The organism is Bifidobacterium catenulatum subsp. kashiwanohense JCM 15439 = DSM 21854, from assembly GCF_001042615.1.
Lineage (GTDB): Bacteria > Actinomycetota > Actinomycetes > Actinomycetales > Bifidobacteriaceae > Bifidobacterium > Bifidobacterium catenulatum.
Genome location: NZ_AP012327.1, coordinates 406,152 through 425,504, shown reverse-complemented (window position 1 = coordinate 425,504; position 19,353 = coordinate 406,152). Strand labels below are relative to the sequence as shown.

Below are 19,353 nucleotides of genomic sequence, written 5' to 3'. Positions count from 1 at the left end.
ACTGTGTGTTCAAGCGGTTCTTCCGCGTTTTCAACCAACGGTATGAGGCATATTGTGCCATGGAAAACTACTCGCCAGATGAACTCGCCCGCTCTGCGGTTATATTCCATTCCTTGACCACGTTTTGGTCGGCGCCCATGGAATAGAGCACGTCCCAGATGCGTTGGCGCACATTCGCGTCTTGCGTTTCATCCCAGCAGGGGCCTTCCGGATGATCGCTTGCCAGCGAACACCATTGGTATTTGCCTTGCGTCACATTGGCGCTGGGCACCCAGTCGATACGGTTGACGCGCCACGAGCCTGCCACGCCTTTTTTGCCTGCGAATTGAATGCGCGCGGTCACACCTTGGTTGTTTACGATGGTGTCTGCAGTATTGGCCGATTCGGTTACGGCATTACCCAAACCGTAGATGATCCAAGTGCCGTTATAGTTCTCGATCGGCTGCGCGCAATGGCAACCGGCACCATAGATCACATCAAATGCGCCCGTATCAGCTAGCTCGTGCGCTTCATCCTGCTGCCAGGAATCGGCGTAGTCCAAGTATTCCTGCACGGAATGCATGGCCATGGCCACCACGTCGGCACCTTGTGCTCGAGCGGCCTTCGCCTTGGCCACGGCCTTGTCTATATCGGCCTGATGGTTCGGATCTCCGGATTCGCGAAGGCGATCCACACGCCAGTCGTAGTCAGGCGTTTGCGCATTCAACGATACGGTTCCCGCAACGAGTCCGATTTTGCCGCCGCCCGTCGGCGAATCGATGACCAACGGCTCATACGAATCCTTTTCGGTTTTATAGGAACCGGTTTGCGCTATGCCGTCCTGTTCAAGCGTGTCCCACAAACGTGCGATGCCGTCGGCACCTTGATCCCAAGAATGATTCGAAGCATGAGTGCAGGCATGATATCCCACATTTTTCGCGGCATCGGCCACTTCTGGAGGAATATTGAAAATCGGATAGGCGGAATATGAACCGCCACGTTGTGCGATAGGTGTTTCGAATTCACATACGGCGATGTCGGAAGCTTCGATATATTTGCGCATCGGTTCGAACAGACCGGTGAAATCAAATGCGGTGCCGTCGGTGGCCGCGGTGTTGGCGCTGGCATACTGGTTCCACAATCCCTCATGGAACAGCAGATCACCGTTGACAAGCATGGCGATGCAATCGGTATCGGGGCAATCTGGGGAATTGCCATGATGCTCCGCAGATTCGGTCACTTGTTTCTTTTCAACCGTTTTTGGCTCGCTCACCGTTGTTGCCGGCTTCGCATCGGCATCACTCTGCTTTGATTGAAGGCTATGCACCAGCAGCCATATTCCCGCAACAAGCACGACGGCAAGCACGGTCAACGCCGCGAACGCGAGCCTGCGTCGGCCGGCCGCAAGCACTTCCGGGTTGGTTGCGTGCACTGCCTCTTTTCTGTATTTCATGGCGTTCCCGCCTTCCTCTAAAACCTTCTCAACTCTTCAATTCAAGAATAACGGACGCACCCCGGCTTCTACACTCCGAAGCTGGCGATGTCATTGCCGTATTTTTGACGCACCGCATCCAGTGCTGCTTCCGCACCACGCAAACGTTTTGCGTGGGTCTGCATTTGCGCAGATTTTGCCTGAACCGCCGCATGCCGTTCGGCTTCGTTTTCTTCCAGCAGATCATCCAGTGAGGGCTGGATCGCAGTCTCTTCGGCAAGCACAAGTCCACTGGCGCTCATTCCCGCCAAACGCACGGGCCGAGCAAGGGAAATGGCATGCACGGACTCCGGGACCATGCCCATCATGGCGAGTAGCAGGTCTACGCATTGCGGGTAAAGCACGCTCGCCGCGTCAGTAGGGCAGTCCAGCGTGCGCCCTTTCGTCGCATAACTCAAGTCCGGAAATCGGAGTTTGACCATGACCTTGCGTGCAAGGAAACCACGCTTACGCAACGACGTAGCCACGTCATCGCAACACCAGCGAAGCATAGAACACACCTGTCGCATGTCTTGTGTGTCTGCTTCGAAGGTACGTTCCGCGCCAATCGATTTTTCCTGCGTGTATGGTACGACGGGCCTATCGTCCAAGCCTCGGGCCGCCTGATACAGGCCGTGTGCGGAGATAGCAGATCCGGTGGCCCGCTCCAGAGATTCGAGACTCATGCATGCAAGGTCGGCGACCGAGTCGACGCCCCACGCGTTCAGACGCTTTTCCAGAGAAGGTCCGATGCCGGGAATGCCACGCAATGGCATCATCTGCACGAATTGCGCATGCCGCGCCACGGGAATCATCAACATGCCGTTGGGCTTGGCATTGGTGGATGCCATTTTGGCGACCAGCTTGTTCGCCGCGATGCCGACGGAACAGGTGATGTTGTAGCGCAAGGCCACCTGTTCACGTATCCACGCTCCAATGGCACTGGGACTGCCCCACCGCAGCAACGCTCCGGAAACGTCCATATAGCATTCGTCAACCGATACCTGTTCGATGCGGCCGGTAATTCGACTGAGCACTTCCTTGAAAATGCGATGCGACATCGCGCGATAGTAACTCATGTCGACCGGAAGGAAAATGCCGTTCGGGCATAGCTTTTGCGCCCTAGAACTTGCCATGGCCGAGTTGATGCCGTATTGCCGCGCCTCGTAGCTGGCCGCGGACACCACCGAACGATTGCCCACGCCGATGATCACCGGCCTGCCGCGGTATTCCGGGTGCCGGGCCACTTCCAAAGACGCATAGAAAGCATCCATGTCGATATGCAGCACCGTGCACCCAGCCTCGTCATGGCCCCAGTCACGTTTGGCTGCTGCGATTCTCGGTGCGGTACTCATAATTCCATGATAGCTGTTTTTCACGTTCCTTTGAAACAAATGTTCGAATATCGCAGTTTATCTTACGAAAACAGCGTGTCGACAGTTGCGATTTCATAAAGCACGCACATGCATATAGCACGGATTTTCCCCGATATTTCAACGTTCTTTCATCTTTTTTTCGAGATATGGTGTTTTGCCCGCAAATGGATGGTATAGTTACATGCTGTTGCGTCGTGAAAACGGTAAAACAGTGGAGTCATGCCTGAGTGGCCGATAGGGGCACCCTGCTAAGGTGTTAGTCGTTTTTAGCGGCTCGAGGGTTCGAATCCCTCTGACTCCGCCTTGAGGGTTTTCGGAGAAATCCGGAAGCCCTTTTTTCATGCCAAAACGGCGGAGTACCAACGATTTCAAGGCATCCAACGCGACGATACACATGGGCGACGCCATGACCGACATGCTCAAACAGCAGATAAACGGCAAGGCTCCTACCGACTACGTGATATCCGCACGACGCCGAACAGGGTCTTTAATGGCCCGAGCCTCCGCGAGACGCCACCGACGAACCAGACGACGGAAACGGTGAAAAGTCGGATAATCAGTCTCGAAATCCTCCTGCACGCGCAACGGCAAACCATTATGCGACAGGGACGATCCACAAAGACCGCCCCTGTTTACATATCAGTATTTATACATCAACGGCATGCCGTCACAGGCCGAATGCTTTTCGATCCGTTTCGGTAAGCCAATCCGTCCGCATGCCCGGTTCTTGGCACAAATGCATGGCGGGGCATTCCTCACCGATGCAAGGATCCCATACAGGAAGCGGCGTTCCGTCACGGTCCGTTCCGTTGGGATCGCCATTGGCAGCGAAATTGGTCCAGTACAGCCCCATTCGCCTTGCCAGATCGTAATGCCATCCAACGAACGGACGCCAGCATTTCGCAAGGCTTCCAAAGGAGAACCACAGATCGGACGAGTGGAAGGCTCCGGCATCATCCCCCGGCATAGCGACATCGAAATGATAGTAGTATGGCGCGGTTCCACCGCTTGCGGTCCATTTGCGGATCAGCGTGAGATTGCCGAGCTGTCCGACATGCACAGGCTTCCCATCTTCAGTCGAAGCGATGAACTCATTGGTCGTGTTGCCGACCAGCATGTCGACGTTGTTGGCCTTGCAGCCCTCAACGATACGCTCCTCCTGATCGGGAAGGAACAGGCCGTCCACGCATGGCACCCAATTGACGATCATCGACCAGTCATCTTCACGTCCGCTGTCCGGTGGAACAGGCAGGGACTCGGCGGCTTCCAATACCGTTCGGGCCGGGATTGCACGGGCCTGCTCCAGCGTGGAGACACCCAATGCTTCGAACAGACGGATTCCGTTGGCCTGCGCATGCTCCAGCGTGTCCTGCCGCGCATTGAAATACCCTAAGCCTGCGCCGGATTGCATGATGGCTTTCTGAAACAGGCCATGATTCATCGGCGAGCAGACCTGGGCCAAGACGCTGGCGGCACCGGCCGATTGGCCGAAAACCGTGATGTTTTCCGGATCTCCGCCGAACTTCGCGATGTTTTCCTTCACCCATTGGATTCCGGCACGCTGATCCAGGAATCCGAAATTCGCATATGGTTCGCCGTCGCCGCGTTCTACGGCCTCCTCATGCAGCAAAGGGTGCGTCATAAACCCAAATGCATTCAGACGATAGGCCACACTGACCACAACGACGCCGTTCGCGGCGAGATGTGTGCCGTCGAATTCCTTTTCAAATGTGCCGCCACATTGATAGGCTCCGCCATAGATCCAGACCATGACCGGCAGCTTTTCGGAGGCTACCATGCTATCCGCGCCATATCCGCGTAATGCCGGAGTCCAAATATTCAGGTAGAGGCAATCCTCGCTCATCGGCACGGCCGGATCGGTGCCCCATTCACGATCATAGAAATCATCGGAGGCGCCCGGCGTCGGCTGCATCGCGGTAGGCCCGAAATCGAAGGCTTGCAGCACACCATCCCATGGCAGGGCCGGCTGCGGCGCACGCCAGCGCAGACCGCCGACGGGAGGCTGGGCGAACGGGACCCCTCGGAACACGGTGATGCCCTGATCTTCAGCCGCCAAGCCTTCGACAGTTCCTTGCGCCACTATGACCTGTCGCTTCATTGCTCTCTTTCCTTCGTATTCGGCGTCGAATACGCAAAGTCGTAAAAATCGGCGATTCCACCGGTCTCTTTTGTCGAATACAGGAACAATCCGATACGGCAACCTGTGAAATGATCCATTTTGAAGATCATCCGGTGCGCTGTCCCCAATGGACACCATTCGGATTCCGGCGTATCCGCATCGCGGTAGAAGAACGTCACTTCATCCTTGCAATCGGTGAAATCATATACTGCGCGCAGGCGCATGCAATCCGCATCCGCCATGATTTCCGCATCCGTTACGGCTGGACTGTCCCAATCATCGTCGGAGAAGATGGAATCGTCATTCACCGGCTTGTATTGGACGGTCAGCATCGTGCGGCCGTTCCTTCGCGTAAGCGCGATGTAGGAATAGCATCCTTGGAACGCCGCCAATCCGGCGAAGTCGCCATCATGCAATGTCGACGCGTCGACGGTGACTTCGGCCACCGTCACAGGCCCCATCGTGCGCTGCGTCAGCGTGTTCCATGCATGATTGAGATTCGAGCTGATGCGTCCGGAATGCAGGCGGAATGCTCCCGGACGTTCCGTCAGTGACCAGTATTCGTTATGTGGGATGTGATTGAACTGCCAGTATGGCTGCAGACAGTCGGCATCGACTCCGCCTTCGGCGTTATACCGGGCTATGAATTCGCTGCCGTTGATGGGCGTGACAGGTTCGGCACAGCTTGCAGCCGGCACGCTGACCGACTGCGGCACTTTGCCGTTCTCGCCGACGACGGGGAATCCGTCCTCGCCGAACCGCATCGGCATCAGTATCGGCACGCGTCCCACACCGCCGCGGTCCTGCATCATGAATGCATACCAGTCGCCGTCCGGAGTGTCCACCATACCGCCTTGCGCGACTCCGTAACCGTGGAAGGACAGGTCGTCTTCGATAATTTCACGCACTTCGAAAGCGCCATCCAAGGATTCGGCCATCAAGCAGGCTTCTGTTTTGCCCTTGCCTTGCGGGAAGTGACAGGTGAAGACGTAATAGCGTCCATCATGCTTGTACAGGTGACTGCCCTCATAACCAAGGTCGGCCTGCGGATCGTCCTGCACGATGACCCGGTCGAGCCCACCCGGCATCGGCCCGCTTAATTCAGGATTCAACTCCGTGATGCGCAATGTCGACTGCCCATGTACGACATAGGCTCGATCATCGTCGTCAAAGAACAGTCCGCTGTCGTAATAGAAGCCGTCAAGCTCACGCTTTCGCCATGGGCCGCATGGATCGTCCGCCGTCAGCAGATAGCTGGTATGCGTATCGTTGGCGGCGAACAACACATACCAGGTGCCCCGATGGTAACGCAGTGACGGCGCCCACATGCCTCGACCGTAGGCGTTGGCACCTTCACATTCCAAACGTTCTTCAGGGGTATCCGCCACGATATTCAATGCGTGCGCAATGAATTCCCAATGCACTAGGTCATAGCTGCGCAGAATATCGCACCCGGGTGTGAAATGCATAGTCGTAGTGGCCATGTAATACACGTCCCCGACCCGGATGATGTCTGGATCAGGAAAATCCGTGTAGACCATAGGATTAGTTGAGGTAATCATCATTCATACCGATACTTTCCGCTCAACGCCAGCATGGCGAAAGCATAGAGGAAGTTGTCATAGTAACGACGCGTGCCGGTTCGCATCGGCGTATTCCACAGCATGCGCACCCATTCACGGGCATTATGTTCCGCGTCGGGCTGGGTCGAATGCACCGCCGCAAGTGCGCCTTGCGCGGTCGCGGCCAGGAATCCGACCGGATGAAGCACGACCTCATCCACGGCGGTGCCGTCGATGGCGTAGACGCTAGTACGGTCGTGGGTCAGGAAGAATCGCTGCAGCGCGGCGACGCGGTCGCACAGCACTTCCTGCGGACCGTTCCAGGCTGCATCCAGTCCGATATTCGCCGCGGTACGGTAGGCGTCGGAATAGAAATGCCAATGATTGGACTCGTCGACATGCGGCTTTCCGTCATAATCCGCGTATTCAGCATTCATGCCGGTCCGCTCGTCGCAGGCCGCCTGCAGATAGCGACGGCTTGCGGCGGCTGCCTCATGCCAAAATGGACGGTCTTCTTCGTCGGCCTCTTCGGCGAATACTTCATAGAAGTGCGGCAGATGGTAGGACGGATCGCTCCACTCGGTTTCCGGAATGAACTTGATGAGCTTGTTGTCGGGATTCCACATGGGCTCGCCGTCGTAGCGTTCGCCCTTATGAACGCAATATCTCAAGATCTCGCGTCCCCATGCGGAATATTCGTAGATATCCTCGCCATCACCCCAGCGACGGGAAGCGAGGAACAGATCCATCGCGAAATATTCCTCGCCGTCAGGTGCAGGACCATTCGAGTTCGGCGTACCGTCCGGCTCGACCGACCATGCGAAATAATGCGCATGATGACCGTCCTCCATGTACATGTGACGCATTACCCAGCCCCACAGCTTGTCGAATACGTCCTTACGGTCGTATTGCAGGGCGATCATCATCGCATAGCTCATACCCTCGGTACGTACATCGTTGTTGCCGGTGTCCATCACATAGGCAAGACCTTCGTCGTTCTCCCAATAGAATTTGTTCGGACCTTCGAAAATTTCATGCCAGACCTGTGACAAGCGCTTATCGATGGCGTCCTGGGCATATCCGCACTGTGCGAACATGGACTCGCCCAATGTCTTGTTGGTATCGGTTGCATTTGTCATATCAGTTGTTCCATTCCCAGATTCGGATGTGATTCTCTCCGGAGACAAGACCATTCAACGCCCCGGCTTTGCGTTCCGTTGCCGTCAAGGCTTGTCCCAGCAAGTCGGTGTCCAGCACATAGTCACTGCCATCGGGCTGTTCATAGCGTTCCTCCACGATGCGAGGCACGCCGAGCATATCGCTGGTGACGACCTGCATTCTGGTATCGGTGACGGCCTGTGGCACAGTGCACTGCAGGTACAGTCCATCGGGTTCTTCGACCAATGTCACCGGCATGGGCTCATCACACGCAACGCTCGTGGAGGCGGTGCCGCCGAAGAACGGGGCGTCCTCCTGCATGCGTTCCGAATCGTCGGCCGCACCTTCCTGCTTGTTCAGCCCCTGTGCGCCGGACAGATAGATGTTGCCGCCCGCGTATAGAGACTGCAGAGGATTGCGCTCGCCACCACCCTGCGAAGGATCTGCCCACATGGCCCGCTGGCGTTCCAAGTATTCATGCATCGACATCGGGCAATCGCTGTAGGCGGACAAACCATATTCACCGACGGTCGGTTTCACCGGTTGCGGCGCGAACATGTTGTTCAGCCAACGCTCATCGCCGCCGGATACCACAGCGCACCCGGCCACCTCGGTGGTGTGCGGATAGTGATACGGCGTGGAACGGTCGGGGACGGTATGCGGTTCAATGCCGCCGCAAATCAGATTGTTGACGAAGGCACCACCTTGCGACCAGTTCTGAAACATCACCGGCGAGGCAAAAACGTTATTGTCCACCAAATACGGCCCATGACTCACTTCAATCATGAGGTCACGGACGTTATCGTGGAACACATTGCGCGTGATGCGCGTGCCCTGCGTCTGCCAATCCATCCACATGCCCAGCGAGCAGTCGTGGATGTTGTTGTTGGCAATGACCGTATCCAATGCGGCATGGAATTTGATGCCAGCGACCTCCCATCCGAAGAATTCACGCTTCAACGCAATGTGATGGACATGGTTATGCTCGACACGGCAGAATGCGCTGCCCATATGTCCGACGATGGCATTCTGTCCGCACTCGTAGATGTCGTTGTTGCGTACGATATGACCGCCGATCAGCCCCTTTTCCCAGCCGATGCGACGGGCCTTGAACACGGCCTCCAACTGGTACTGGTAACCGGTCTTGCGCTCGGTTTTCGCCCACTCGTTGTCGCCGGATGAGATTTCCTTGCCCAATGACACCGCGGAGAATTTGGCGTCATGCAGCACGTTGTCTTCGATGATCCAGCCATACGACCAGTTCGGGCCGATCATGCCCCACTGCTGCGAGGTAGGCGGCGCCCAATCTCCAGTGGCCTGCGCCATTTCAAAGCCACGCACAGTGATGTAGTTGACATGGTTGCGGGAAGGGAAGAAGCATGTGCGACGAACACTGACCTCCACCAGTTCCTCATTCGGATCGACACCTTGGAAATTCGCCCAGATCGTTGTGGTGCCGGCATTTTCGTCCACTTCGGCATGCCATACATAACGTGTACGGTCCACATCCGGCACAGGGCAGGGAATCTTCAACGCGAAATCCTCATCCGTATCACGCGGCTGCGGATCGTATACGCCTTCCAACGTCGTCGATTCGAAGAAGGAAACACCGTTGAGATACACATCGCCAAGATGTTTGTCCGGATCCTTGCCGAACTTGGGCATTTCCAGCCAGTCACCGAAAATCGGGGTCGCGAATGGATTGAAATCCCCGAACATCGTATTATCAAGCATCACCGTCCACACATGCGGATGATCGGCCAATTCCGTCCAGCCCTGCACGCATTCCGAGCCTTTGATAACCGGCCGTGCTTCGCCTTCGGCTCCGCAGTAGGTGATGCGCTCATGTTCACTCAGACCGCCGCGTTTCGGATCGACTTGTTCGCGGTATACGCCTTCATGCACGATTACCGTATCACCCGGAGAGGCCATCTGTGCGGCCTTGGAAATCGTGGCGAACGGATGCTCCGCGTCGCCGCACGCAACATCGCTGCCGGTTGGTTTGACATGGTATTCAAACTTCATTGCTGAATCTCCTTATTCACACATGTTCCTAAACCGTGACAGTAACGCTCCGCCATGGTTCGCACCAACCCCATACCGGTACGTCCTGCCCGGATTGCAGCACACATCCGTCATCGAAAATCTTCGGCATCGCAAGCATCGCTGCTCTTCCTTCTTCCATCTTTGACAAGTCCACATAAAGTCTCCGTATACGATTCATGACGGCTTGCATACGTCAGTGGCGACGAAAACACAGCTCCCGTCGCCACCAAAACACCTACTCGTTATCGGGCAATTCCCGATAATCGAATTCGCTGAATTTCGCAACCCTGTCGTATCCAGAAAGATCGATTGCAGCCAAACCGACGAATGCTCCGGTGAAGAATCCGCCGTATCGACGCAGGATATAGTCGTCCGACAGGATCTTCGCGTCCAGTTTCACGCCCAAATCGACCCATGAAGTCCCATCAAACGAATATTCGTACGAATACCACTGCTTACGCACCTTCGTGCGCAGCCATACGGTCTTCACGTCATCCGGCACAACAGGTGCCTTGTCGCGCAGGAAAGACGTGTAGTTGTTGAAATCGTTCTGTGCGACTTCAATCACACGGCACTGACGTTGTTCGTCCCAGGTCACGAACACCCAGGACCAGCACAAATCGTCATAGTAATTCGTCAGACCGGCCATTTGACGGTAATTCTTCGGATCGAATTCGACTTTCACGGTCGCATCGAAGTTGAACGCCTGCCAACGACGTGCCACCAACGACAGATCGAAAAGGTTGCACAGCGAGCCCTGGCCACGCAGTTCCAACACGCCGCCACCGACCTTGCCCATCTTGCCATCGAACGGCACACGCAGCGTATTCCAATTCAAATCCAACGTATCGGACATGAAATCGTCATGCTGGCTGTGATCCGCAGGTGCCTCGGTCTCGATGGCATCCTTCGGAGCATCCACATAACGCTGTCCGCCATGGCCTCCGACAATATACGGCCAGCCATCCTCGGTCCATTCGACCTTCTGGATGGAGGTTTCACGCCCCAGCGTGCACCAGCCGCGCGGATCAGTGAAGGATTCATTGTCGTGATGCCACGGACGACCGCACAGCGAGGCGTAATACCATTCGCCGGACGGGGTATCGACCAGCGCGCCATGCCCCTGCTTTTGCAGATAGGAACGCGGCGTGTCGAAATTCGTGATGAACGGATTCGACGGCATGCCTTCGAAGGACAACGCGTCCAAAGTCTTGGATCGGGCCACGACTTCCTGATGCGTATACACGGTACCGCCTTCAGCGGCGAACAGGTAGTAATAGCCATTGATCTTGTACAGATGTGGTCCCTCGGTGAGTTTGACGTCCGTACCGCGCCAAATCGTACGTTCAGTTTCCGGCTTGAGCTTCATCGTCTTCACATCGAATTCGGTCAGTGTGATGCCGTCGAAGCCATGATGGTACTCACGAAAATCCCAAGTCTGCTGCACCAGATACTTGCGGCCATCGTCGTCATGGAACAGGCTTGCGTCGAAGCCGACACCGTTCACGCGAATCGGCTCGCTCCACGGACCATGGATACTTTCGGCAGTGACCAAATAGTTCGTGCAATCCTTGAACGCACCGTTCACGACCTTCACGTCCGTGTAGATCAGCCAGAATTTGCCGTCCGCATAGGAAAGGTCCGGAGCCCAGATGCCACCGGATGACGGATTGCCTCGCATATCAAGCTGGCTTATGCGGCTCAGTGGACTCGGCAACAGGTTCCAATGGACCATGTCCTTGGACTCGTGCAGACGGACACCTGGGAACCATTCGAACGTGGAATTGGCAATGTAGTAGGTATCCCCGACTCGAATCATAGAGGGATCGGCATTGAATCCCGGGAGAACGGGGTTTGCGATTTGCATAATAAACGCTCCCTATGAGAATGCAACAGTGTGGCATAAACGGACTGCCTTATATAGACGACAGCGGTTTATGCCACACAATCCGTCACGCGATATGGTCACGCTTGGCACGGAAAAACGCATCCGGATCCGGTGCGGCACCAAGCAACTTCTTCGTATACTCGTTCTTCGGATGCAGAATCACCTCATCCGATGGACCATGTTCAACAATATCGCCGTGGTACATCACCATAATTTCATCAGAAAAGTGACGGGCAGTCGCCAGATCATGAGTGATGTACAGCATGGCAAGCTGTTCTTCCTGCTGGATACGGGCCAACAGGTTCAGCACACCTAGGCGTAGGGACACATCCAACATCGAAACCGGTTCGTCAGCAATAAGAATCTTGGGCTGAGGAGCCAGAGCGCGAGCGATGGCTACACGCTGACGCTGTCCGCCGGACAGTTCATGAGGACGCCGCCACATGAAGTCCTTGGCCGGAGACAATTCGACGCGCTCCAAAAGCTTCATGACCCGCTCTTCATATTCCTCTTCTGTTTTAGCCAAATGATTGATCTTCATCGGACGAACAAGATGGTGATAAATATTGTGATACGGATTCAAGGAAGCAAACGGATCTTGGAATACCATCTGCACGTTGTGACGATACTGGTGCAAAGCCCTGCCGCCGCGAGGAACCGGCTTACCATCAAGTGTAATGGTACCTGAAGTCGGAGTCTCCAAGCAAGTAATCATTCGCGCGATAGTTGATTTACCGGAACCGGATTCGCCCACCAACGCAATCGTCTTTCCGGATTCCAGCGTAAAGCTGGCATCCTTGACCGCATGAATCGTGGTGTGTTTCAGACCATTGCGCAGATCGAAATCCTTGACAATGTGATCGAGCTTGATTTCACTCATGGCTCTTAACCTCCGAATTCTTCGCAACCACGCGGACAAAATCTCCACGATCGCCCGTCAAGGACGGGAAGGAGCCCAGCAAACGCTGGGTATATGGATGCTGGGCATGCCAATAGATGTTCTCGGACGTGTTCTGCTCAACAATGACACCGTTCTTCATCACGGCGATACGATCCGTGATTTCCAAAAGCATCGGCAAATCATGCGTGATAAAGATGACGGAAAAGCCACGCTGATTCCTGAGTTCTGTGATCTGCTGAATGATTTCGCGTTGGACGACCACATCGAGCGCAGTCGTCGGCTCATCCATGATAATCAACTGTGGATCAAGGGCCAAAGCCATGGCAATCATCACACGTTGACGCATGCCACCAGACAGTTCGAACGGGTATGCAGCCAAACGATTGGGGTCAACATGCACAATCTTCAACAACTCAGCGCATCGATCCTGACGCTCCGATTTGCTCATACCAGGACAATGCGTAATGTACACATCCTCCAATTGCTTACCAATCTTGGTAACCGGACTCAATGAATTCATTGCGCCTTGGAACACCATGGATGTCTTCGCCCAGCGATAGTCACGCAATGCTTTCCCCTGTAAGGCACGCACATCAATTGTTTCGCCGGATGCATCATGGAACAGCACTTCTCCCGAGGAGATACGTCCAGGAGCTTTCAGCAAACGGTTCACACTGTAAGCAAGCGTGGATTTGCCGCATCCAGATTCACCGGCCAAACCCATGATCTCTCCACGTCGAATCTGCAAGTTGGCATGCTGCACAGCATGTACCGGATTCTCGGAATCGTAGATGACATCAAGATCGTTAATCTCGAACAGGACGTCCTTATCGACTTCAGACATCTCACTTCACCTTCGCTTTCTTGCTCTTGGCAGGCTTGGCGTTCAACGTGCGCAGCTTCGGATTAATCACCTCATCGATCGTGAAGTCGATGAAGGACAGGCCAGCGCCGATGATGGCCACAACGACTCCCGGCGGGATGAACCACCACCACGCACCGATATTGATAGCGGCCGCATTCTGGGAGTAGTACAACATCGTGCCCAAAGTCAACTGGCCAGAAGCACCAAGTCCAATGAATGACAGCGAGGATTCGCCAAGAATTGCGAAAATCACGGCAAACACGAACTGCGAAGCCATGCAAGGCAACAGATTCGGCAGAATTTCGACAACAATGACTCGCCAAGGACGTTCGCCTGAGATTTTTGCCGCCAGCACATAGTCCCTACCGCGCATGGATAGGGTCTGCGCGCGCAGCACTCGGGCCGAGCCGGCCCAAGAGGTAATAGCCAAAACGATGATCACCATAGCGATGCCTCGGGTTGGGGACATCACTGCAATGACGATGGTCAGAGGCAGTCCAGGGATAACTAGCATGACGTTAGTAATCAAAGCCAGCAAATCATCCCAGATGCCACCGACGTACGTACCAAGGATACCGAAGATTCCAGAAAGAATCGTCGCAATTATTGCCACTGAGAAGCCAATAATCAGAGATCCACGCGTCGCATACGCCAACTGCATGAACACATCCTGGCCACTCATCGTCGTACCCAGTAGATGCTGTGCCGACGGGGCTGTCAGGCCTATGTCACTGATGGCATTCGGGTCATCGCCGAAAAATGGCACGATAATCGCGAACAGCAGCACCGCACCGAGCAGTACAAGACCTGTGACGAGCTTGGCGGAGCGACGCGGAAGCATACGCTTGACCGCATCGAAGCGATTACGTTTAGGAGCCTGATGATTGGACACTTTTGTAGCAGTCATAGTTTGTGAAGTCACGACAGATCCCTCCAATCAGTCCGTCTGGCGAGTTCGGGCATCAATGAAACCGTAAAAAACATCCACGATGAAATTGACGACCAAGACGCTGGTTGTGATGATCATGAAGATGCCCTGCATCAGGGCGTAGTCATTGTTCTGCACAGCCAAAAGCAGCTGCTGACCAATGCCAGGATAAGAGAACACCGTTTCAGTAAGCAGCGAGCCGCCCACGACGTTGCCCAAGGAAACAGCGAAACCAGACACCGACGGAAGAATGGCGTTTCGAGCCGCATAACGCCACTTGATACGGGAATCTGTCAAACCCTTGGCCTCTGCAGTGAGAATGTAGTCCTCAGACAATGTGGAAACCATCATGTTACGCATACCAACCACACCTGCACCAAAGGAGCTAACCAAAATAGTCAAAGCGGGAAGGAAAGCGTAATGCAGTAAGCTACCGATGAACACAGGCGAAAGCACGGGATTCAGATGTTGGTAATCGTATCCGCCGGAAAGCGGGAACCATCCCAAAGTCTTGGCGAACAAAGACACAAAAATCAATGCAAGCCAGAAGTAAGGGACAGACTGGAATACTGTGGATACCGGGACAATGAAGCTGTCGAACTTTCGTCCGTGCTTCCAACCAGCAGCAATGCCCATAATCTGCTGCAGGATGAAGGACAGAATCGTGGTAATGCCAACCAGACCGATTGTCCAAGGAAGTGCGTTCTTGATGACTTCCAAAACCGGGGTTGGGAAGTAGGCCACCGAGATACCCCAGTTTCCGGTGAAAATGTTTTTAAGGTACGTAACGTATTGGTTCCAAAGCGGCTGACCGTCACTTTGACCCAGCATGGATTCTATAGCAGCTCGCGTGTCCGGCTGTACAGGGCCCTTTGATGCCAATCTGTTCAGCACGATGTCCACCGGATCGCCTGGAAGCATGCGCGGGATAGCGAAATTAAGCGTAAGCGCAGCAAAGAAAGCGACCAGATAGAACCCGAACTTACGAAGATAGTATTTCATGGCTTCTCGATTCGGTAGGGTAGGTGTCCGTCGATATCTGACGGACACCTACCAATTGTTTGGGATATTGGCGGTAACGTCACTTGTTATCCGTCACAGGCTTAATCTGACGAAGGATGATACCTGTGTCCCAGGTATTCCAGCTGGCCGGGGCGGCGTAGACGTTGTCCTTAGTGACCCAACCGGTGTATTCCTTACTGGTCTCCACCATGGTTGCGGTACGCATCATCGGGATGTATGGCATGTCGTCATAGACCTGCTGCTGGATAATGGCGTACTGTTCCTTCTTTACATTGGTATCGGTGGTCGAGTTGATGACATCCAACGCATCGTCTACGGTCTTGTTGGAGTAACGGGCCCACCCGTTAACGCCCTTCTCACCGACCTTAGCCGTCTGGTCGGAAGCGTAGAAAGTATTGTAGAAGTCATACGGCTCGGAACCCGAATACCACATGTTCTCAGTGATGATCTGGAAATCACCCTTCGAGTACAGTTCGGTCATCTCATTGGCGGAAACCTGCTTGACCTTCATTTCGATACCGACCTTCTTCAGCTGCTGACCAGCAACATCAACACCGTTGATTGATTCGGTCCAGCCGGAGATCGCGGGCACTTCAAAACTCAGACGCACGCCGTCTTTCTGGTAGATGCCATCACTGCCCATCGTATAACCGGCATCTTCAAGCAACTGCTTTGCCTTTTCAACATTGGCCTCTTCCGGAACCGTCGATTCAGGAACATCCGGAGACAGGTACTCTTCGTTTTCAGGAGTAGGAGTCAGCGAAGAGCTGGAATCGTAGAAGATACCGTAGAATGCCAGCTTGTTCAACTGCGCACGATCCATACCGTAATAAATCGCCTTACGGACGGCAACATCGGTCTGCGGACCAGTGCAGCCAAGTTCGGCATTGGAACAGGTGACCAGCACCTGCGCACTAGACGGCATAGTCAGATAATCAACCGGAGCATTCTTCAACTGCTTCTCCGGATCCTGGAATACATTCGAAGCCCAGTCGATTTCACCTGCGATGATTGCATCCTGGGTGGCAGTACCGCCAGCATAGGATGTGTAGCGAACACCGTCGATATATGGCTGGCCCTTCTCATGGTAATTCGGATTTGCACGGAACACATAGTTCTGTGAGGTAAAGTCCTTTTCATCAAGTGTGAATGGGCCACTCGTGACAGGATTCTTATTCACATCGGTGGTCACGTCGTCCATCTTTTCGAAAACATGCTTCGGAACCAACGGAACACCGGTGAGAATGGCGCGAGCCGTCATGGTTGCAACCTGATCAAAAATTAGCGTGAAGGTGGTGTCGTCGACCTTTTTAACAGTGCCGTGCCAGCCAATACTGTTCAAGCTACTGGTTTTATTAATCAAATTAAAGGTATACACGGCATCATCAGAGGTAATCGGCTTACCGTCACTCCATTTCAGGCCGTCCTTCAACTTAATCGTAAGCTCTTTGTTATCATCGCTGAACTTATACGATTCGCCCAGCATCGGTTGCATCGTATCGTCGCCGCCTGCCACATTCACGTAGAACAGCCCCTCATACAGAGCACCGCAAGTACCTTGAGAAGCGGTCGGGCTCAGAGGATTCCAGTTCTCAGTAAGCTGCGACGTAGAAATCGTCGCGATGTTGACGATGTTTTCCGCTTTCTTAATGGCTGCATCATTGCCATCACACGCGGCCACAGAAAAGGCCACAATACCTGCACAGGCGGCTGCAAGCACACGCTTCCAGGCTCTTGATCTCATCATGTCTTTCTCCTTTGGTGACATGCACGAAGCACATCTTTATGTTTCGCAAAACTTTGGCTTTTAGCCAAATCACTGTTTGATTATATAGCTTAGTTTTAAAAAAGTCAAATCGTTTAACTTAAATACTGGAAATCTTAATAACGAAAACGACTCGCCAGTACTTTACGAAACTTTCGATTATATTTTCCCGCTAAAATAAAGGAATATACATGTTCCCACAGACGAGCTTAGCGACAAACCCCTGTACGCGCCTCATCACCTAGGTATGCAAAACAGCGACACGGCACGACGTCAACATGGACCCTGCCTGCTATGGCAATCATCGGAGGGCCGACCTATGAACACAGAAATATTGCGCTATAATCTACAAGCGGCGCATCGTTGCGCCCATTCCGAATCACATAAGCCATGCGTCCCGGAATCAAGGACACAGCTTCACCCCACCGAGAGGATTACGTTATGGAGCATATTCTCAACAGACGAACCGCCACCATCCTTGCATATACACGCATCCATAAGCCTGGGATGACACCCTGCGGTCTGGCCTACGCCGTTCACTTTGCCATCAGCAGAGACGGTCGCGTTTATGAATCTCTGAACCAGAACTACGGTATCCTATTCGCCCCGGCAGATATCACAGAAAACAACACAATTGACACAAAAAGCCTGAAAAACCCCTACATCTTTCCCCTTATAGAGGGAGGTTGGGGCATCGCCGCAATACGCACACAGGAAACAGGAGAGCCAGATTCCAACCACCGCATATTGATATGGAAGACCAAGGATTTCATGACCTTTACGCAGCTTGATCCGCTTTCGATTGGAAATGAAGCCGCTCACGCATTGCACGTCCATATCGAAGATGACGGTTACTCATTTGCATGGAAATCCGATTCTGGCTGCTATGAGACATTGCTCCCCACATTGCCCGGCACTGCCCTCGAAGTCAAGCCCACCGTCTGGCATGAGGAAAAGGAAGCTGAAATGCTGCCAGGTCTACCGGAGGATGCCATACCTGGTAATAGCGTTATGATTAATGCCTCACTGGCCGACAAACTGACACTATACTGGGGAGAGCTCTCCCACTGCGCCACTCATATGCCCGATTCCGTTATCGCCCACTGCGCGAAGGATATCGAATCTATTGCCGCCATTGCAACGTATACGGACGGCTCCACCGCGCCGCAACAAGTGGATTGGGATATGTCCACCGTGGACTTCACCAAGCCAGGCGATTATGTCGTGCACGGCGTGCTGCATGGAAACCGTTATCGTTTCCCGCTCACGCACGGAACCGGCGATCCGGTCATCGTACCGTGGGCAGGCAAATATTACCTGCTGTTCACCAATGACAAAATGAACGACGTTGAGTTCTATGCGCGAGAAGCCGACAGTCCGGAGGAGTTATTCGCTCCTGGCATCGAAAACCATCTGATTTTACCTTACGACGAGCTAAAAGGCCATATCCAGACGTTCTGGGCACCGGAATTCCACATCGTGGGCGGCGAACCATATATCTTCTTCGCCATCAGCGGCAAGATCTGGGGACCGCAATGCCATGTCATGCATCTACGTCATGGCGGGAGTTTCATCGACCAGGAAAGTTGGGAAGAACCAAAACGCCTTGTACGTGCGGATGGCAGCCCGTTGGCCGCAAGTGGAATCACGCTCGATATGACGGTAATCAAGGCTGGGGGCCACACCTACGCTGTATGGTCATACCGCAACGGATTCAACGATTCGTTCGATACCGGCTCCATGCTCTATATCGCCGCATTGAACGAAGACCGGCCATGGATGCTGGCCAGCGAACCACGACTGCTCAGCCGTCCGACGCTCAGCTGGGAAAATACGGAAGGTACGATCAACAACGAGGGACCACACTCATTTGTTACAGAGGACTGCGTCTATCTGAGCTACAGCGGAGGCGCTGCAAACAGCTACACGTACGCGGTCGGTCTGCTGACCGCGAATCCGCAGGATGATCTTTCCAATCCCGCAAATTGGCACAAAAGCCTTACACCGGTATTGCACTACCAGTCGGTTGCGGGAGAATACGGCCCCGGCCATAATTCCTTCTTCCGGGACGATCTTGGCAACCTGTGGATTGCGTTCCACGGCGAGGTCAGTTACGAAAGCCGTGAACGTTGCGCCGGTATTCGCCGCGTGCATTTTGATGTGGATGGACGTCCGAGATTCAACCTTTCCGCGAATCGCGACGTCAATCTGGCCCTGCGCAATGTGTCGATCCACGTGACAGTGAAATAAA

Annotated in this window: 13 protein-coding genes and 1 tRNA gene; 2 read left to right on the top strand and 12 right to left on the bottom strand. The window is 54.1% G+C overall.

Annotated elements, in window-relative coordinates:
- Nucleotides 1-67: 67 nt before the first annotated feature.
- Both BBKW_RS01705 and dinB read right to left on the bottom strand, forming a co-directional pair.
- Entirely contained in the window at nucleotides 68-1,432 is a 1,365-nt protein-coding gene (locus BBKW_RS01705) for a CapA family protein (RefSeq protein ID WP_033500831.1), read from the bottom strand.
- Nucleotides 1,433-1,500: 68 nt separating this feature from the next.
- Nucleotides 1,501-2,805: a DNA polymerase IV gene (gene dinB / locus BBKW_RS01700; RefSeq protein ID WP_033500830.1), complete on the bottom strand. Its 1,305-nt coding sequence runs from the start codon at nucleotides 2,803-2,805 to the stop codon at nucleotides 1,501-1,503.
- 234 nt (nucleotides 2,806-3,039) lie between these two features.
- On the opposite strand from dinB, the gene BBKW_RS01695 reads away from it, so the two are divergent.
- Nucleotides 3,040-3,127: transfer RNA gene (locus BBKW_RS01695), tRNA-Ser, on the top strand.
- A 366-nt stretch (nucleotides 3,128-3,493) separates the two neighbouring features.
- On the opposite strand, the gene BBKW_RS01690 is transcribed toward BBKW_RS01695, so the two are convergent.
- The 10 genes from BBKW_RS01690 to BBKW_RS01645 all read right to left on the bottom strand — a co-directional run bounded on the left by BBKW_RS01690 (nucleotide 3,494) and on the right by BBKW_RS01645 (nucleotide 17,084).
- Nucleotides 3,494-4,945 (bottom strand): carboxylesterase/lipase family protein, encoded by a 1,452-nt coding sequence (locus BBKW_RS01690; RefSeq protein ID WP_033500829.1) that lies wholly within the window; start codon nucleotides 4,943-4,945, stop codon nucleotides 3,494-3,496.
- Complete coding sequence (locus BBKW_RS01685) at nucleotides 4,942-6,531, bottom strand: glycoside hydrolase family 43 protein (RefSeq protein WP_033500828.1); 1,590 nt, start codon at nucleotides 6,529-6,531, stop codon at nucleotides 4,942-4,944. The genes BBKW_RS01690 and BBKW_RS01685 overlap by 4 nt, the downstream gene beginning before the upstream one ends.
- A complete protein-coding gene (locus BBKW_RS01680) occupies nucleotides 6,528-7,667 on the bottom strand; it encodes a glycosyl hydrolase family 8 (RefSeq protein ID WP_033500827.1) in 1,140 nt (379 codons plus the stop codon). The genes BBKW_RS01685 and BBKW_RS01680 overlap by 4 nt, the downstream gene beginning before the upstream one ends.
- Before the next feature lies 1 nt (nucleotide 7,668).
- On the bottom strand, nucleotides 7,669-9,711 hold the full coding sequence (locus tag BBKW_RS01675; RefSeq protein WP_033500826.1) for a right-handed parallel beta-helix repeat-containing protein: 2,043 nt from the start codon (nucleotides 9,709-9,711) through the stop codon (nucleotides 7,669-7,671).
- Nucleotides 9,712-9,967: 256 nt separating this feature from the next.
- Nucleotides 9,968-11,599, bottom strand: a complete 1,632-nt coding sequence (locus BBKW_RS01670) for a glycoside hydrolase family 43 protein (RefSeq protein WP_033500825.1) — start codon at nucleotides 11,597-11,599, stop codon at nucleotides 9,968-9,970.
- Between the two features lie 85 nt (nucleotides 11,600-11,684).
- Complete coding sequence (locus tag BBKW_RS01665; RefSeq protein ID WP_033500824.1) at nucleotides 11,685-12,500, bottom strand: ABC transporter ATP-binding protein; 816 nt, start codon at nucleotides 12,498-12,500, stop codon at nucleotides 11,685-11,687.
- Entirely contained in the window at nucleotides 12,493-13,365 is an 873-nt protein-coding gene (locus BBKW_RS01660; RefSeq protein ID WP_033500823.1) for an ABC transporter ATP-binding protein, read from the bottom strand. The genes BBKW_RS01665 and BBKW_RS01660 overlap by 8 nt, the downstream gene beginning before the upstream one ends.
- Nucleotide 13,366: 1 nt before the next feature.
- Nucleotides 13,367-14,293: an ABC transporter permease gene (locus BBKW_RS01655; RefSeq protein WP_172790513.1), complete on the bottom strand. Its 927-nt coding sequence runs from the start codon at nucleotides 14,291-14,293 to the stop codon at nucleotides 13,367-13,369.
- Between the two features lie 30 nt (nucleotides 14,294-14,323).
- Nucleotides 14,324-15,316: an ABC transporter permease gene (locus tag BBKW_RS01650; RefSeq protein WP_033500822.1), complete on the bottom strand. Its 993-nt coding sequence runs from the start codon at nucleotides 15,314-15,316 to the stop codon at nucleotides 14,324-14,326.
- A gap of 79 nt (nucleotides 15,317-15,395) precedes the next feature.
- Complete coding sequence (locus BBKW_RS01645) at nucleotides 15,396-17,084, bottom strand: ABC transporter substrate-binding protein (RefSeq protein WP_051920303.1); 1,689 nt, start codon at nucleotides 17,082-17,084, stop codon at nucleotides 15,396-15,398.
- Nucleotides 17,085-17,543: 459 nt separating this feature from the next.
- Here BBKW_RS01645 and BBKW_RS01640 point away from each other — a divergent pair, with 459 nt between their 5' ends.
- On the top strand, nucleotides 17,544-19,352 hold the full coding sequence (locus BBKW_RS01640) for a family 43 glycosylhydrolase (protein ID WP_158332745.1): 1,809 nt from the start codon (nucleotides 17,544-17,546) through the stop codon (nucleotides 19,350-19,352).
- Nucleotide 19,353 lies beyond the last annotated feature (1 nt).

Excerpts from the sequence above, each read along its gene's own strand:
- BBKW_RS01705 (WP_033500831.1), bottom strand. The coding sequence starts at position 1,432 with ATGAAATACAGAAAAGAGGCAGTGCACGCAACCAACCCGGAAGTGCTT.
- dinB (WP_033500830.1), bottom strand. The coding sequence starts at position 2,805 with ATGAGTACCGCACCGAGAATCGCAGCAGCCAAACGTGACTGGGGCCAT.
- BBKW_RS01690 (WP_033500829.1), bottom strand. The coding sequence starts at position 4,945 with ATGAAGCGACAGGTCATAGTGGCGCAAGGAACTGTCGAAGGCTTGGCG.
- BBKW_RS01685 (WP_033500828.1), bottom strand. The coding sequence starts at position 6,531 with ATGATGATTACCTCAACTAATCCTATGGTCTACACGGATTTTCCTGAT.
- BBKW_RS01680 (WP_033500827.1), bottom strand. The coding sequence starts at position 7,667 with ATGACAAATGCAACCGATACCAACAAGACATTGGGCGAGTCCATGTTC.
- BBKW_RS01675 (WP_033500826.1), bottom strand. The coding sequence starts at position 9,711 with ATGAAGTTTGAATACCATGTCAAACCAACCGGCAGCGATGTTGCGTGC.
- BBKW_RS01670 (WP_033500825.1), bottom strand. The coding sequence starts at position 11,599 with ATGCAAATCGCAAACCCCGTTCTCCCGGGATTCAATGCCGATCCCTCT.
- BBKW_RS01665 (WP_033500824.1), bottom strand. The coding sequence starts at position 12,500 with ATGAGTGAAATCAAGCTCGATCACATTGTCAAGGATTTCGATCTGCGC.
- BBKW_RS01660 (WP_033500823.1), bottom strand. The coding sequence starts at position 13,365 with ATGTCTGAAGTCGATAAGGACGTCCTGTTCGAGATTAACGATCTTGAT.
- BBKW_RS01655 (WP_172790513.1), bottom strand. The coding sequence starts at position 14,293 with ATGACTGCTACAAAAGTGTCCAATCATCAGGCTCCTAAACGTAATCGC.
- BBKW_RS01650 (WP_033500822.1), bottom strand. The coding sequence starts at position 15,316 with ATGAAATACTATCTTCGTAAGTTCGGGTTCTATCTGGTCGCTTTCTTT.
- BBKW_RS01645 (WP_051920303.1), bottom strand. The coding sequence starts at position 17,084 with ATGATGAGATCAAGAGCCTGGAAGCGTGTGCTTGCAGCCGCCTGTGCA.
- BBKW_RS01640 (WP_158332745.1), top strand. The coding sequence starts at position 17,544 with ATGGAGCATATTCTCAACAGACGAACCGCCACCATCCTTGCATATACA.